The sequence below is a fragment of the Nocardioides sp. Z21_20 genome (assembly GCF_059766585.1).
The window spans coordinates 24,313-39,981 of sequence record NZ_JCBAJX010000001.1; the positions used below are offsets into that span (position 1 = coordinate 24,313).

Sequence of the window (15,669 nt, forward strand, 5' to 3'; positions counted from 1 at the left end):
GGGCCTCAGCGGCGGATCTCGGCCAGGAACTCCGCGATCCGGCCGATCGCCTCCTCCAGCACGTGCACCTCGGGCAGGGTGACCAGGCGGAAGTGGTCGGGGGTGGGCCAGTTGAAGCCGGTGCCGTGGGTGACCAGGAGCTTCTTGGCGCGCAGCAGGTCGATCACGAACTGCTGGTCGTCCTCGATCGGGTACATCTCCGGGTCGAGCCGCGGGAAGCAGTACAGCGCGCCGTGCGGCTCCACGGAGGTGACGCCGGGGATCTCGTTGAGCAGCCGGTGCGCGGTCTTGGCCTGCTCGTAGAACCGGCCGCCGGGCACGATCAGCTCGTTGATCGACTGGTAGCCCCCCAGCGCGGTCTGGATCGCGTGCTGGGCCGGGACGTTGGCGCACATCCGCATGTTCGAGACCAGCATCAGGCCCTCGAGGAAGTCGGCCGCGAGGTGCTTGGGCCCCGAGACCATCACCCACCCGGAGCGGTAGCCGCAGACCCGGTAGGCCTTGGAGAGCCCGCTGAACGTCAGGCAGAGGACGTCCTCGCCGGTGTAGGCCGCGGTGTGGTGGTGCACGGCGTCGTCGAAGAGGATCTTCTCGTAGATCTCGTCGCTGAAGACGACCAGGTCGTGGCGGCGCGCGATGTCGACCAGGCCCTTCACCACGTCCTCGCTGTAGACGGCGCCGGTCGGGTTGTTGGGGTTGATGATGACGATCGCGTGGGTGTTCTCGGTGATCTTCGACTCGATGTCGTCGAGGTCGGGCGCCCAGCCGTTCTCCTCGTCGCACAGGTAGTGCACCGGGATGCCGCCCGACAGGGTCACCGCGCCGGTCCACAGCGGGTAGTCCGGCGCCGGCACCAGGATCTCGTTGCCGTCGTCGATGAAGGTCTGCAGCACCATCGTGATCAGCTCGGAGACGCCGTTGCCGATGAACACGTCGTCGACGTGGGCCTCGGCCAGGCCACGGCTCTGGTAGTACTGCGCCACCGCGGTGCGTGCGGAGTAGATCCCCCGCGAGTCGCTGTAGCCCTGCGCCTCGGGCAGGTGGTGCACCATGTCGGCGACGATCGCGGCGGGGGCCTCGAAGCCGAACGGCGCGGGATTGCCGATGTTCAGCTTGAGGATGCGGTGGCCCTCGGCCTCGAGGCGCTGGGCCTCGACGAGGATCGGACCCCGCACGTCGTAGCGGACGTGTTGCAGCTTGCGGCTCTGCCTGATCTGGCGCACGGCGTCATGCTCTCAGGCGGTGTCCAGCGGTTTGTGCTCAGGGGAGGGTGGGCGTCCGGTCGCGCTCAGGGCAGGGGTGCTCAGGGCAGGCGGCGGCGCGCTCGGGGCAGGGGGTGCGCTCGGGGCAGGGGGTGCGCTCGGGGCAGGGGGTGCGCTCAGGTCAGGGGGAGGAACGGGGTGAGGTCGGCGCGCTCGCCGCTGGCCCGGACGATCCCGGCCCGCTCGGCCTCCGGCCACGCCGTCTCCCCGCGGGCGAGCGCGATCCACGTCTCGGCGTCCATCTCCACCACGGCCGGCGGCGTACCGCGCTTGTGGCGCACGCCGGGCACCACCTGCACCGCGGCGTACGGCGGGACGCGGACCTCCACCGAGTGCCCGGGCGCCTTGTCCTGCAGCAGGGCGAGATAGTGCTTCACCAGCAGCTTGAGGTCGGCGCGCTCCGCCGTACCGTGCCCGAGCCGCTCCAGGGCGGCGGCCAGCGCCTCGGGATCGGCGGGAGTCAGGCGACGCGTGGACACGCACTCATTCGACCACACCCGCGCTGGCCCCCCTGCGTGGTCGTGTGCCTGAGCACGCGCCCCACCGCGTCGTGGGGCACACAACCCGCTCAGGGCGAGGCGAGGCGAGGCGAGGCGCGGGGCAGGGCGAGGCAAGGCGCGGCCCAGGGCGGGCGCGAAAGGGGTCGGCGCAGAGGGCGCGCGGTCCTAGGGTGGGCGGCATGGACCGTCGGGTGCTGGTGCTGAACGCGGGGTCGTCGTCGCTGAAGTACCAACTGGTCGACCCCGGCTCCGGGGAGGCCGGGGTCAGGGGGCACCTCGAGCGGATCGGCACGCCGAGCGCCGCGCTGCGCCACGTCGACTCCGCCGGTGAGAGCGCGCGCGACGCCGACCTGCCCGACCACGGTGCCGCGCTGGAGACGATGCGCGAGCTGCTGGCGGGCTCGGGCGTGGCCGGTGACGACCTGCTCGCGATCGGGCACCGCGTGGTGCACGGTGGGCCGCGGCTGACCCGGCCGGTGCGCGTCGACGACGACGTCCTGGCCGAGATCGAGCGGCTCTCCCTGCTCGCTCCCCTGCACAACCCACCGGCCGCCGCCGGCATCCGCAGCGCCCGGGCGGCGTTCCCGGGCGTGCCCCAGGTCGCCGTCTTCGACACCGCGTTCTTCTCGTCCCTGCCCGCGGCGGCCGCGACCTACCCGATCGAGAAGGACGTCGCCGAGCGCCACGAGATCCGCCGCTACGGGATGCACGGCACCAGCCATCAGTACGTCGCGAGCGAGGTCGCCGCCTATCTCGACCGTCCGCTGCACCGGCTCGACCAGATCGTGCTGCACCTGGGCAACGGGGCCTCCGCGGCCGCGATCCGGGGCGGGCGCCCGGCCGACACCTCGATGGGGATGACCCCGCTCGAGGGCCTGATGATGGGCACCCGTGCCGGCGACCTCGACCCCGGCGTGCTGCTGCACCTGCTGCGCCACGGCGGCTACGACGCCGACGGCCTGGAGGACCTGCTGCACCACCGCTCCGGCCTGGAGGGGATGGCCGGCGTGCACGACTTCCGCGACCTGCTGGCGGCGATCGACGCCCGCGACCCGGGCGCGGTGGCCGCCTACGCGGCGTACTGCCACCGGATCCGCAAGTACGTCGGGGCCTATCTCGCCGTGCTCGACGGGGCGGACGTGGTGGCGTTCACCGGCGGCGTCGGCGAGCACAACCCCGCCCTGCGCGCCGACTGCCTGACCGGCCTGGACCGGCTGGGGATCGAGGTCGACCCGGCCCGCAACGAGGACGCCGGCGAGCACCCGACCCGGGTCCGGCGGATCTCCACCGACACCTCCCGCGTCGCCGTGCTCGTCGTACCCACCAACGAGGAGCTGGCCATCGCCCGGCAGGCAGCCGCCCTCGTCGGCTGAGTGCGCGCCCCACCCCCCATGTAACGCGGAGTTATCGCTACTGCCACAGCGGTAGAACGCTGTGGTGGAGGGCATAACCCCGCGTTACATGGCGGCGGGGGTACGGCGGGCGGGCTGCGGGCCGTACGGCGTCAGTCGGCCATGTCGCCCGGCTGGCTCGTGGTGGACGGGGACTCATCGGGAGCCTTCGCGCCGGTCCAGGTCCAGTCGCGGACCTCGGGCAGGTCGTCGCCGTGCTCGCGGGTCCACTGGTGGGCGCGCCGGCGGGTGTCGACCATCAGCTGGCGCACCGTCGCCGCCCGCGAGCCCAGCCCGGGGACGCGGTCGATGACGTCCATGACCAGGTGGTAGCGGTCCATGTCGTTCATCATCACCATGTCGAAGGGCGTGGTGGTGGTGCCCTCCTCCTTGTAGCCGCGCACGTGGAACTGCTCGTGGTTGGTGTGGCGGTAGGCCAGCCGGTGGATCAGCCAGGGATAGCCGTGATAGGCGAAGATCACCGGCTTGTCGGTGGTGAAGACGTTGTCGAACTCGCGCGAGCTCAGCCCGTGCGGGTGCTCGCGGGCGTCCTGCAGACGCATCAGGTCGACCACGTTGACGAAGCGGACCTTGAGGTCGGGCAGGTGCTCGCGCAGCAGCGCCGCCGCGGCCAGCGCCTCGAGGGTGGGCACGTCTCCCGCGCAGGCGAGGACCACGTCCGGCTCGCCGTCACCCTCGGTGCTGGCCCACTCCCAGATGCCCAGCCCGCGGGCACAGTGCAGGTCGGCCTCGTCGCCGGAGAGCCAGTCGAAGGTCGGCTGCTTGCCGGCGACCACCACGTTCACGTAGTGCTTGCTGGCCAGGCAGTGCTGCATCGTGGAGAGCAGGGTGTTGGTGTCCGGCGGCAGGTAGACCCGGACCACCTCGGCCCGCTTGTTGACCACGTGGTCGATGAAGCCGGGGTCCTGGTGGGAGAAGCCGTTGTGGTCCTGGCGCCACACGTGCGAGGTGAGCAGGTAGTTCAGCGACGCCACCGGGGGCCGCCACTCGATCTCCCGGGTCGTCTTGAGCCACTTCGCGTGCTGGTTGAACATCGAGTCGACCAGGTGGATGAACGCCTCGTAGCAGCTGAAGATCCCGTGCCGCCCGGTGAGCAGGTAGCCCTCGAGCCAGCCCTGGCAGGTGTGCTCGGAAAGGATCTCCAGCACCCGGCCGCTGTGCGCCAGGTGCTCGTCGGAGGGCAGGATCTCGCCGGCGAAGACCTTGTCGGTGACCTCGTAGACCGCATCGAGGCGGTTCGAGGCGGTCTCGTCGGGCCCGAAGATGCGGAAGTTGTCGGCGTTGTCGCGCACCACCTCCACCAGGTACTGCCCGAAGACCCGGGTGGCCTCGTGGGTGGACGCGCCCGGGCTGGCCACCTCGACGGCGTGCGTGCGGAAGTCGGGCAGGTCCAGCGGCCGCAGCAGCAGACCGCCGTTGGCGTGCGGGTTGTCGCTCATCCGTCGCGTCAGCAGCGGGGCGAGCGCCCGGATCCGCTCCACCGGGACGCCGTCGTCGTCGAAGAGCTCCTCGGGGCGGTAGGAGCGCAGCCACTCCTCGAGCTGGGCGCGGTGCGCGTCGTTCTCACGGGTGCCCGCGAGCGGCACCTGGTGGGCACGCCAGGTGCCCTCGACCTGCACCCCGTCGACGACCTTCGGGCCGGTCCAGCCCTTGGGCGTCACCAGCAGGATCATCGGCCACGGGCGCCGCTCGGTCTCGCCGCGCTCGCGGGCGCCCACCTGGATGTCGGTGATGGCGTCGTGGGCGGCCTCCAGGGCCGCCGTCATCTGCTGGTGCACCAGGTCCGGGTCGTCGCCCTCCACGGTGATCACCTCGTGGCCGTAGCCACGCAGCAGGCTCTCCAGCTCGTCGCGCCCGATCCGGGCGGGGATCGTCGGGTTGGCGATCTTGTAGCCGTTGAGGTGCAGGATCGGCAACACCGCGCCGTCGTGGACCGGGTCGACGAACTTGTTGGCGTGCCAGGAGGTGGCCAGCGGCCCGGTCTCGAACTCGCCGTCGCCGACGACCGCGGCGACCAGCAGGTCGGGGTTGTCCATCGCCGCGCCGTACGCGTGGGACAGGACGTAGCCGAGCTCGCCGCCCTCGTGGATCGAGCCGGGCGTCTCGGGCGCCACGTGGCTGGGCACGCCGCCGGGGAAGGAGAACTGGCGGAACAGCTCCCGCATGCCCTCCTTGTCGTAGCCGACGTGCGGGTACACCTCGCTGTAGGTCCCCTCGAGCCAGCCGTTGGCCACCGCCGCCGGGCCACCGTGCCCGGGACCGGCGAGGAAGATCGCGTTGACGTCACGGGTGCGGATCAGCCGGTTGAGGTGGGCGTAGACGAGGTTGAGCCCCGGCGTCGTGCCCCAGTGGCCGAGCAGCCGCGGCTTGATGTCGTCCGGGACGAGGCCGCGTTCGACCAGCGGATTGTCGAGCAGGTAGATCTGGCCCACCGAGAGGTAGTTGGCGGCGCGGAACCAGGCGTCGATGTCGGCGAGCTCCTGCTCGTCCAGCGGATGCTCCGCAGTGGTGGTGCTCGGGCGGGGGACGGTCTGCGTCATCGGTGGCTCTCCTGGCTCGAGGATGCTCGCTCCCACCGTGCCACGCCGGCCGGCCCGGCGACAGAGGTCATTCGCCCCGGCCCGCGGTGGAGCGGGCGAAGCGCTCGGCGGCCTCGGCAACCAGGTCCGCGAGCTCGGCGGGCTCCTCGACCCGGAACTCGGCCCGCACCCCGGCCAGCACCATCAGCGGCCAATCGAGGTCGTCGGAGCCCATGGTGAGCACGCAGCCGCCCGCGTCGTCGGGTACGACGCTGCCCCAGCGCCCCACCCACGCCTGGACCGTCGCGGCGTCGGTCGCGAACCTCACCCGCACGAGGTGGCGCATCGGCCGGCCGGCGATGCCCGCCCGCACGAACGCGAGCGCGTCCTCGGCGGGCAGCGCGCGGGGCCGGAAGCGCGTGCCGCTCACCTGGGGCCCGGTGACCCGGTCGACGCGGAAGCTGCGCCAGTCGTGGCGCTCGCGGTCGTAGCCGACGAGGTACCAGCGCGCCCCGATCGAGACCAGCTGGTGCGGCTCCACGTGGCGCCGGGTCCGGGCCCCGCCGGCCGCGGTGTAGGCGAAGCGGACCGGCTCGTCGTCGCGACACGCCTGGGCCAGCGTGGTCAGCGTCCCTGCGTCGATGCTCGGGCCGCGCCAGGGCGCCGGCACGGTCTGCGACTGCAGGGCGTCCATCCGCCGGCGCAGCCGGGGCGGCATCAGCGAGATCACCTTGGTCAGCGCCTGCAGCGCGCTCGACTCCATCCCCTGCACCGACCCGGCCGCGGCGCTGCGCAGCCCGACCGCGATCGCGACCGCCTCCTCGTCCTCGAGCAGCAGCGGCGCGAGCGTCCCGCCGGCGCGCAGCTGGTAGCCCCCGGCGACCCCGCGCACCGCGTCCACGTCGTACCCGAGGCCGCGGAGCCGGTCGATGTCGCGGCGCAGGGTGCGCCCGCTGACCTCCAGCCGCTCGGCCAGCTCGGCGCCGGGCCAGTAGCGGTGGGTCTGCAGCAGGGAGAGCAGTCGCAGCATGCGTGCGCTGGTGTTCACGAGTATCAGGCTAGATCCGATTGAGGACGGAAACTGACCGGAAGCGCTCCTAGCGTGGACGGCATGACGAACTCACCCGCAGGACCCGTGATCCGCACCCGGTCGCTGACCCGGAGCTTCACGCGGCACAAGCAGACGATCCAGGCCGTGCGCGGCCTCGACCTGGAGGTGGCCCACGGCGAGCTCGTGGCCTTCCTCGGACCCAACGGCGCCGGCAAGTCCACGACGCTGCGGATGCTCACCACCCTGATCCCGCCGACGTCGGGCAGCGCCGAGGTGGCCGGCTTCGACGTGGTCACCCAGCAGCGCGAGGTGCGCCGCAGCATCGGGTACGTCGGGCAGGGCAACGGCGCCGGTCACCAGCAGCGCGGGCGCGACGAGCTGGTCAGCCAGGCCCGCGCCCACGGACTGACCCGCGCCGAGGCGAGACGGCGCGCCGACGAGCTGGTCGAGGCCTTCGACCTGTCCGAGGTCGCCGGCCGTCCGGTGGCCACCCTCTCCGGCGGGCAGCGGCGCCGCCTGGACGTGGCGATCGGGCTGGTGCACGCCCCCCGGCTGCTGTTCCTCGACGAGCCCTCCACCGGCCTCGACCCGCAGAACCGGGTCAACCTCCAGGAGCAGATCCAGGCGCTGCACTCCGAGTACGGCACCACGATCGTGCTCACCACCCACTACCTCGAGGAGGCCGACGCGATCGCCGGCCGGGTGATCGTGATCGACCACGGCGTGGTCATCGCCGACGACACCGCGGCGCGGCTCAAGGCGGGGCTGGGCGACCTGGTCACGCTGGGCTTCGACGACCCCGACGCGGCGGCGGCGGCCGCGGCCCGCGTCGTACACGCCACGGAGTCGAGATCCGGCACCGTCGACGTCAGCGAGACGACGCTGCGGCTGCGGGTGGCGCACGGGCGCGACCTGGCACCCGGGCTGCTCGCCGACCTGGACCGGTCCGGCTCACCCGCCCGGCGGATCGAGGTGGTCGGCCCCACCCTCGACGACGTGTTCCTCGAGCTCACCGGCCGCAGCCTGCGCGAAAGCGGCACCCCCACCGACTCCCCGGCCGCCGCCGGCCCCTCGAAGGAGAACGCAGCATGACCACTCTCACCGCTACCTCGCCCGTCCGCTTCGACGCCACCCCCGGGTCGGTGACCGGGCGGCCCACGACGTTCCTGGCCGACACCTGGAACGTGCTGACCCGCGAGCTCAGGCCGGTGTGGCGCGAGCCCGCGTCGGTGCTGTTCGCGATGGTGCAGCCGCTGGTCTTCCTGGCGCTGTTCGCGCCGCTGCTGCCTGACACCGGCGGCTCCGCGCTGCAGTGGTTCGTGCCCGGCATCGTCGCGATGACGGTGCTGATGGGGGCCTCGTTCACCGGCGCCAACCTGACCAGCGAGATGCTCACCGGCTCCCACGAGCGGCTGCTGGTCTCGCCGCTGAGCCGCTCCTCGCTGCTGGTCGGGCGGGCGCTCAAGGAGGTGGTGCCGATGCTGATGCAGACCGCGATCATCCTCGCGGTGTGCGCGCCGTTCAGCTTCGACCTGCACCTGGGCGGGGCGCTGCTCGGCACCGCGATGTTCGCGCTGTTCAGCGTGGGCGTCGGCTCGCTGTCGTTCGCGCTCGCGCTGGTCGCCAAGGACAGCGAGTGGCTGTTCTGGACGGTGCAGCAGACGCTGATCTTCCCGGTGCTGCTGCTGTCGGGGATGATGCTGCCGATCGACGGGGCGCCGCGCTGGCTCCAGGTCGCCTCCGACCTCAACCCGCTCACCTACGTAGTGGAGGCCGCGCGCGAGCTCTTCGCCGGGTCCTACCCCGCCGGCGAGACCGCGGCCGGGTTCGCCGCCGCCGCTGTCGTGGCCGCGCTCGGGCTGGTCGTGGGGCTCCGGGCGATGCGCGCCAGCAGCTGACCCGCCCGGCCGGGGTGTGCCCTCAGAGCCCGTCGAGGATCTTGACGGTGGCCGCCCACGCGGGGTGCTCGACGTCGACGACGGCCATGTGGTCGCCGGGGACCTCGAGCACCTCGACCTCCCCGCCCGCACCCGCGACACGCTCGGCGTAGCGGGTGGAGAGCTCGAAGGGCACCGACTCGTCGTCGCGCGAGTGCACGCACCACACGGGAACGGCGAGCGGGGCCTGGCGCAGCGGGTCCACCTCGTCGTACGACGCGTCACCGACCAGCGCGGCGACCACCGGGTCGTCGCCGGCCGCCCACTCCAGGTCGAGGATCGCGGCGAGCGCCACCACGCCGGTCAGCTCGACGCGCGCGGGCCAGCGACCGAAGCGCCCGCGGGCGGCGGCCCAGGCGGCCAGGTGCCCGCCGGCGGAGTGGCCGACCGCGACGACCCGGGTGAGGTCGAGGCCGTCGACGTCGGCCAGCGTGTCGATCGCGGCGGCGATGTCGTCGAACATGGCGGGGAAGTCGCCGCCGGAGCCGATGCGGCGGTACTCGACGTTCCACACCGTCCAGCCGCGCCCGGCGAGATCCCGCGCGGCGGGCTGGGTCAGGTCGAGGCCGTAGGCGGCCTTCCACGAACCGCCGTGCACCAGCACCACGACGCCGCGCGACTCCCCCGCGGGCCGGTACAGCTCGCCGTACTGCGAGGCGTCCTCGCCGTAGGCGATGATCTGCGGTTCCACACTCACTCGGCACTCACTCCCATCGCCCGCCTCGGGCCTTCTTGATCTGCGACCGCTGCTTCTTGCCGGCGAGCCGGCGTTCCTTGGAGCCCCGGGTGGGGCGGGTGGCCCGGCGCGGCCGCGGTGGCGGCGCGCAGGCGTCTCGCAGCAACGATGCCAGGCGCTCCCTGGAGGCGCGTCGATTGGCCAGCTGGGTGCGGTGCTCGGAGGCGGCGATGGTGACCACGCCACCGACCAGTCGGCCCTCCAGCCGGCTCAGCATCCGTTGGCGCTGCACGTCGCTCAGCGTCGGGGAGCCCGCCACGTCGAAGGAGAGCTCCACCCGGCTGTCCGCGGTGTTGACCCCCTGGCCGCCGGGCCCCGAGGAGCGCGAGAAGCGCTCGGTGAGCTCGGCCGCCGGGATCACCAGCGACCCCGTCACCACCAGGTCGTCGGCCATCGGCCCATCATCCCCGACGCGGCACTCTGCGCCGACTCGACGCCCGCTGAGCACGAGCCCGCGCCGACTCGGCGCCTCCTGAGCGCGAGCTCGCGCCGACTCGGCGTCAGTTCAGGGCGGCGGGGAGGGTGGCGGCCCAGGCGTCGCGGACCTCGGCGACCGGGACGCTGAACTGCCCCTGCACCACGATCTCCTCGCCGCCGGTGCGCCCGAGGTCGGTGACGGGTACACCGTGGGCCTGGGCGGCGGCGCGGAAGGCGTCGGCCTGCTCGTCGGTGACGGTGACGATCGCGCGCGCCGCGGACTCCGCGAACAGCGCGAGGAAGGCGTCCCCGTCGGCCACGTCGTCCACCGCCACCGTGACCCCGACGCCGCGCCGGATCGACGACTCGGCCAGCGCCTGGGCGAGCCCGCCGTCGGAGAGGTCGTGGGCGCTGGTGACCAGGCCCTCGGCGGAGGCCTGCGCGAGCAGCTCGGCGAGCGCGCGCTCGGCGGACAGGTCCACCCGCGGCGGCAGGCCGCCGAGGTGGCCGTGCACCACGTGGGCCCACTCCGAGCCCGAGAGCTCCTCGCGGGTGGTGCCGAGCAGCAGCACCTGCTCGCCGGCGGCGGCGAAGCCCGACGGCGTACGGCGCGTGACGTCCTCGATCACGCCGAGCACGGCGACCACCGGGGTGGGCAGGATCGGCACGTCACCGGTCTGGTTGTACAGGCTGACGTTGCCGCCGGTGACCGGGATGCCCAGCTCGAGGCAGGCGTCCTTGAGGCCGCGGCAGGCCTCGGCGAACTGCCACATCACGTCGGGGTCCTCGGGCGAGCCGAAGTTCAGGCAGTCCGAGATCGCCAGCGGCACGGCGCCGCCGGTGGCCACGTTGCGGTAGGACTCCGCCAGCGCCAGCTGCGCCCCGGTGTAGGGGTCGAGCTTGGCGAAGCGGCCGTTGCAGTCGGTGGAGACCGCGACGCCGAGGTTGGTCTGGTCGTCGACGCGGATCATCCCGGAGTCCTCCGGCTGCGCGAGCACGGTGTTGCCGCGGACGTAGCGGTCGTACTGGTCGGTGATCCAGGACTTGTCGCACAGGTTGGGGCTGGCCACCAGGCGCAGCAGGGTCGCGCGCAGCTCGTCGCCGCTGCGCGGGCGGGCCAGCGCCTCCGCGCCATCGGCCTGCAGGGCGTCCTGCCAGGACGGGCGCGCGAACGGCCGCTGGTAGGTCGGGCCGTCGTGGGCCACCGAGCGCGGGGGCACGTCGACGACGCGCTGGCCGTGCCAGTCGATCTCGAGGCGACCGGTCTCGGTGACCTCGCCGACCACCACCGCCTCGACGTCCCACTTGGCGCAGATCGCGAGGAAGGCGTCGACGTCGCCGGGCTCGACGACCGCCATCATCCGCTCCTGCGACTCGCTCATCAGGATCTCCTCCGGCGAGAGCGTCGAGTCGCGCAGCGGGACGCGGTCCAGGTGCACGTGCATGCCGCCGTCGCCGGCCGAGGCCAGCTCGGAGGTGGCGCACGACAGGCCGGCGCCGCCGAGGTCCTGGATGCCGGCGACGAGGCCGGCCGCGAAGATCTCGAGGGTGCACTCGATGAGCAGCTTCTCCTCGAAGGGGTCGCCCACCTGGACGGCCGGGCGCTTGGCCGGACCGCCCGCGTCGAAGGTCTCCGAGGCGAGGATCGAGACGCCGCCGATGCCGTCGCCGCCGGTGCGCGCGCCGTACAGGATCACCTGGTTGCCGACCCCGGAGGCCTTGGCCAGGTGCAGGTCCTCGTGGCGCAGCACGCCCACGCACAGCGCGTTGACCAGCGGGTTGCCGACGTAGGTCTCGTCGAAGACGGCCTCGCCGCCGATGTTCGGCAGGCCCAGGCAGTTGCCGTAGCCGCCGACGCCGGCCACGATCCCGGGCAGCACCCGGTGGGTGTCGGGCGCGTCGAGCGGCCCGAAGCGCAGCGGGTCCATCACCGCGACCGGGCGCGCGCCCATCGCCAGGATGTCGCGCACGATGCCGCCGATGCCGGTGGCCGCGCCCTGGTGCGGCTCGACGTACGACGGGTGGTTGTGGGACTCGACCTTGAACGTGACCGCGTAGCCCTGGCCGATGTCGATCACGCCGGCGTTCTCGCCGATGCCGGCCAGCATCCGGCCCGCGGGGGTCTGCTGCGGGATCTCGCTGAACTGCTTGAGGTGCACCTTGGAGCTCTTGTAGGAGCAGTGCTCGCTCCACATCACCGAGTACATCGCCAGCTCGCTCGAGGTGGGCCGGCGCCCGAGGATCTCGCGGATCCGCGCGTACTCGTCGGCCTTCAGTCCCAGGTCGACCCAGGGCTGCTCCCGCGAGGGGTCCTGCGAGGCGATCGCGACGGTGTCGAGGGTGGAGCCGGATGGGGCGCGAGTCGTCTCGGTCACGGCCCCCATCCTAGGGTCCGCCGCGGGTGGTGGCGGCGGACCGGTCGCCGGGCGGACGGCCGGGTCTCACTCGTAGGCGACCAGGGTCTCGTCGTCGTAGAGCAGGACCCGCCCGTGGGCGGCCGAGACGACGGCCGAGGGGTCGTCGTCGTCGAGCTCCAGGCTCCACGCCGCGGAGTCCGCGCCGAGCTCGTGGTAGGCCAGCACGCCCTCGTCGAGGGTGTAGATGCCGCCGTCGGCGAGGGCCAGGTGCCCCTGGTAGGTGCCGAGCGCCTGGAGGTCCGCGCCGTACAGGGTGTCGGTGGTGTAGGACATCGCATAGGAGTCCCCACCGGAGGTGAACGGGGTCAGGTAGAAGTAGCCGCCCTCGCCGCCCTCGATCTCCAGGTCGCCGACCTCGCCGTCGCGGTCGACGATCGTCGCGGCGGGCTCCGCCTCCTCGTCGTAGTCCTCCGGCGAGTGGTAGAGCCGGGTCTCGGAGAACAGCCCGACCCGGGAGCCGTCCTCGCCGCCGTCCTCGGTCCACAGCTCCTCACCGGACTCCGCGTCGTAGGCCACCACCCGGTCGCCGCCCAGCGCGACGAACTCCTCGTTCGCGGCGAGGGAGATGAGCGCGGGCTCGTCGAGCTCCACCGGGACGCTCCACTGCTCCTCGCCGTCCTCGAGGGACACCTTGCGCAGCTCGTCCTCGACGATCAGGTACGCCGCACCCGCGCTGAACGCCTCGGCGCGGGGCGGGTCGGTGACCCACACCTCCTCGCCGGTGTCCGCGTCGAGCAGGCCCATCTCGTCCAGGCCGACGAACACGACGCCCTCCTCGATGCTCGCCACCAGGCTGCGGTCGTCGTGGCTCCACAGCACCTCCCCGTTCTCGACGGAGAGCGCGGTGATGCCCTGGACGTCGTAGGCCGAGGCGACGATCACGTCGTCGCTGCCGGGCACCACCCCGTTGACCTGCATGCCGCCCTCGAGCGTGGCGCTCCACCGCTCCTGTCCTGCCCCGTCCAGGGACACCACGTCACCGCCGTCGCCCAGCGAGACCACCAACGAGTCGCCGACGTCCATCAGGCCGGTGAGCTTGTCGGGGGCCTCCCAGCTCCAGGCGCGTTCCGGCTGGGAGGTCACCGGCGCCACGAGCGCGCCGCCGGTGGCGCTCAGATAGCGACCGCCGCCGCCGTCGCCCGAGCCGAGCAGTCGGGTGGCCAGGAACGTGCCGCCCACGGCCAGCAGCACCGCCACCACGACGACACCGGCGATCAGGCCGATCCGCCGTCCGCGCCCGGCAGGCGCGGGGGCGGGCTGTCCGGGCCAGCCTGGGGGCTGACCCTGGGGGTAGCCGTGGGCCGGGTAGGCCGGCTGGGCCGGCTGGCCGGGCCAGCCCTGCGCGGCGGGCTGCTCGTAGTAGGCGGCGGGCTGCTGGTAGTGGGCGGCGGGCTGCTGGTAGTAGCCGGGCGGGGCGGTCTGCGGTGCCGGCGCGGCACCGCAGCGAGGACAGGCGCTCACACCGGGAGGCAGCGGGGCGGCGCAGGCGCCACAGGAGCCGGGGGGTGTGGGGTACATCGGCACTCGCTCTCGTACGTCCGCTGGTGGCACAGGTCAGCCCGCGCGGCTCACCGAGCTGATCCAGGACGCGTGCAGGGGCCATCTTTCCCCGCGCCGGTGTCGCGCACGCCCGAACTGCGGAGGGGAAGCGAATTACAGCGGAGTAGTTGGTTCCGAGGCCGTTTCTGGAGTGACGGATGGGGTTAGGGTGACGATCGCCCAACCTTGGAGAACCCCCATGCGCCTGCTTTCCCGATCCGCCGTCAGTGCCCTCGCCGGGGCCCTCGCCGGGGCCCTGCTCACGGTCGCACCGGCCCCCGCCCAGGCCGCGAACGTGGCGACGCCGGGCAACTTCACCGGCTACGGCTTCGACCAGTGCGTCGCACCCGACCAGGCGAAGATGGACCGCTGGCTGGAGACCTCCCCGTTCCTCGCGGTCGGCATCTACATCTCCGGGGCCTCGCGCGGCTGCCGGTCCCAGCCCAACCTGACGCCGTCCTGGGTGAGCACCCAGCTGGCCAAGGGCTGGCGACTCCTGCCGATCACGCTGGGGCCGCAGGCGTCGTGCAGCACGAGCTTCCCGCGCTACGGCAACGACCCGACGATCAAGCCCAACCCCGGCACCAACGGCAGATACGGGCCCGCCCGCGCGCAGGGGCGCAACGAGGCCGTCTCGGCGGTCGCCGCCGCGAAGGCGCTGGGCATCGCCGCCAACAGCACCCTCTGGTACGACCTCGAGCACTTCGACGTCACCAACACCCACTGCCGCGAGTCGGCGCTCGGCTTCCTCAGCGGCTGGACGGCGCAGGTCCGGGCGCTCGGCTACAAGTCCGGCGTCTACTCCAGCGCCAGCTCCGGCATCAAGGCCCTCGACGACGCCCGCCGTACCCGCCCCGGGGTGTTCCACCTGCCGGACGCCATCTGGATCGCCCGCTGGGACAACAAGGCCGACACCTCCACGTCGTACATCGCCGAGGACGGCTGGCGTCCCGGCGGCCGGGTGAAGCAGTACCAGGGCGGCCACAACGAGACCTGGGGCGGCGTCACCATCAACATCGACCGCAACTACCTCGACGTCGGCCGCGGATCGCGCCCCGGGCCCGCCCGGCTCGGCTGCGGCAACGTGAAGATCGACTACCAGGGCTACCCGCAGATCGCGCCGGGCGCCCGCCAGCCCCGCAAGATCCGTGCGCTGCAGTGCCTGCTCAAGCAGAAGAAGCTCTACACCGGCCGGCTCAACGGGCGCTACACCCGCCCGACGCAGCGCGCCGTGGCGTCCTTCCAGGCCTCACGCGGCCACGCCGTCTCCACCACCTGGTCGACGACCAACTGGATGCGCCTGCACGCCGAGGGCCGCCAGCCGGTGCTGAAGGTCGGCTCCACCGGCTTCGCCGTACGCCGGGTCCAGCGCGCCCTGAACACCGCCGGGGTGGCCAAGCTCCCCGTGCACGGGCACTTCGACGCCACCCTCGACCAGGCCGTGCGGGCCTGGCAGCGCCGCGCCGGCCAGCCGGTCACCGGCGTGATCGCCGCCAACAGCTGGCAGGCGCTGGCGGCCGGGCGCCGCTGAGGGCGGGCGGGCGGACGGCTGTCGGTCCGCCCCGGCGTCGACGTCCGGCCGCCAGGGCCACCGTTTGGTCCCCAACGGATGCCATTTCGCGTCCGGACATGCCGTCTCTGACCAATCGACGACCCTCAGCCCCCGCCGTACGCACCACCGACAGCCCCGCCACGAACCGGGCGCGGCCAACCGAGGCCGAACTCAGCCCGGCAGGCCACCGTTTGGTCCCCAACGGACGCCATATCGCGTCCAGACATGCCGTCTCTGACCAATCGACGACCCTCAGCCCCCGCCGTACACACCACCGACAGCCCCGCCACGAACCGCACGCGGCCAACCGAGGCCGAACTCAGCCCC

The 15,669-nt window shown here is 72.8% G+C and carries 12 protein-coding genes; 4 read left to right on the forward strand and 8 right to left on the reverse strand.

Translation table 11 applies throughout. The annotated features are described in order from the left end of the window. Positions 1–5: 5 nt before the first annotated feature. Complete coding sequence (locus tag AC6EH9_RS00100; RefSeq protein WP_498419384.1) at positions 6–1,223, reverse strand: pyridoxal phosphate-dependent aminotransferase; 1,218 nt, start codon at positions 1,221–1,223, stop codon at positions 6–8. A gap of 155 nt (positions 1,224–1,378) precedes the next feature. Beyond that, positions 1,379–1,741, reverse strand: a complete 363-nt coding sequence (locus AC6EH9_RS00105; protein ID WP_498419385.1) for a sterol carrier family protein — start codon at positions 1,739–1,741, stop codon at positions 1,379–1,381. 200 nt (positions 1,742–1,941) lie between these two features. Between AC6EH9_RS00105 and AC6EH9_RS00110 the strand changes: the two genes are divergently transcribed. Then, positions 1,942–3,135, forward strand: coding sequence for an acetate/propionate family kinase (locus AC6EH9_RS00110; RefSeq protein WP_498419386.1), 1,194 nt, complete (start codon positions 1,942–1,944; stop codon positions 3,133–3,135). 131 nt (positions 3,136–3,266) lie between these two features. Here the strand turns inward: AC6EH9_RS00110 and AC6EH9_RS00115 are convergent, their stop codons facing one another. Next, complete coding sequence (locus tag AC6EH9_RS00115) at positions 3,267–5,714, reverse strand: phosphoketolase family protein (RefSeq protein ID WP_498419388.1); 2,448 nt, start codon at positions 5,712–5,714, stop codon at positions 3,267–3,269. 67 nt (positions 5,715–5,781) lie between these two features. Next, positions 5,782–6,741 carry a helix-turn-helix transcriptional regulator gene (locus tag AC6EH9_RS00120; RefSeq protein WP_498419389.1) on the reverse strand — a complete coding sequence of 320 codons (960 nt, stop codon included), beginning with the start codon at positions 6,739–6,741 and terminating at the stop codon, positions 5,782–5,784. Positions 6,742–6,804: 63 nt separating this feature from the next. Here AC6EH9_RS00120 and AC6EH9_RS00125 point away from each other — a divergent pair, with 63 nt between their 5' ends. Continuing rightward, a complete protein-coding gene (locus tag AC6EH9_RS00125; protein ID WP_498419390.1) occupies positions 6,805–7,836 on the forward strand; it encodes an ABC transporter ATP-binding protein in 1,032 nt (343 codons plus the stop codon). After that, positions 7,833–8,642 (forward strand): ABC transporter permease, encoded by an 810-nt coding sequence (locus tag AC6EH9_RS00130; RefSeq protein ID WP_498419392.1) that lies wholly within the window; start codon positions 7,833–7,835, stop codon positions 8,640–8,642. Before AC6EH9_RS00125 ends, AC6EH9_RS00130 begins: the two co-directional genes overlap by 4 nt. A gap of 22 nt (positions 8,643–8,664) precedes the next feature. On the opposite strand, the gene AC6EH9_RS00135 is transcribed toward AC6EH9_RS00130, so the two are convergent. The 4 genes from AC6EH9_RS00135 to AC6EH9_RS00150 all read right to left on the reverse strand — a co-directional run bounded on the left by AC6EH9_RS00135 (position 8,665) and on the right by AC6EH9_RS00150 (position 13,712). Beyond that, positions 8,665–9,378, reverse strand: coding sequence for an alpha/beta hydrolase family protein (locus tag AC6EH9_RS00135; protein ID WP_498419394.1), 714 nt, complete (start codon positions 9,376–9,378; stop codon positions 8,665–8,667). Between the two features lie 7 nt (positions 9,379–9,385). Further along, positions 9,386–9,811, reverse strand: coding sequence for an alternative ribosome rescue aminoacyl-tRNA hydrolase ArfB (arfB, locus tag AC6EH9_RS00140; RefSeq protein ID WP_498419396.1), 426 nt, complete (start codon positions 9,809–9,811; stop codon positions 9,386–9,388). Between the two features lie 106 nt (positions 9,812–9,917). Then, positions 9,918–12,209, reverse strand: a complete 2,292-nt coding sequence (purL, locus tag AC6EH9_RS00145; protein WP_498419398.1) for a phosphoribosylformylglycinamidine synthase subunit PurL — start codon at positions 12,207–12,209, stop codon at positions 9,918–9,920. Between the two features lie 66 nt (positions 12,210–12,275). Further along, positions 12,276–13,712 carry an outer membrane protein assembly factor BamB family protein gene (locus AC6EH9_RS00150; protein ID WP_498419400.1) on the reverse strand — a complete coding sequence of 479 codons (1,437 nt, stop codon included), beginning with the start codon at positions 13,710–13,712 and terminating at the stop codon, positions 12,276–12,278. Positions 13,713–13,989: 277 nt separating this feature from the next. Between AC6EH9_RS00150 and AC6EH9_RS00155 the strand changes: the two genes are divergently transcribed. Then, a complete protein-coding gene (locus tag AC6EH9_RS00155) occupies positions 13,990–15,321 on the forward strand; it encodes a glycoside hydrolase domain-containing protein (RefSeq protein WP_498419401.1) in 1,332 nt (443 codons plus the stop codon). Positions 15,322–15,669 lie beyond the last annotated feature (348 nt).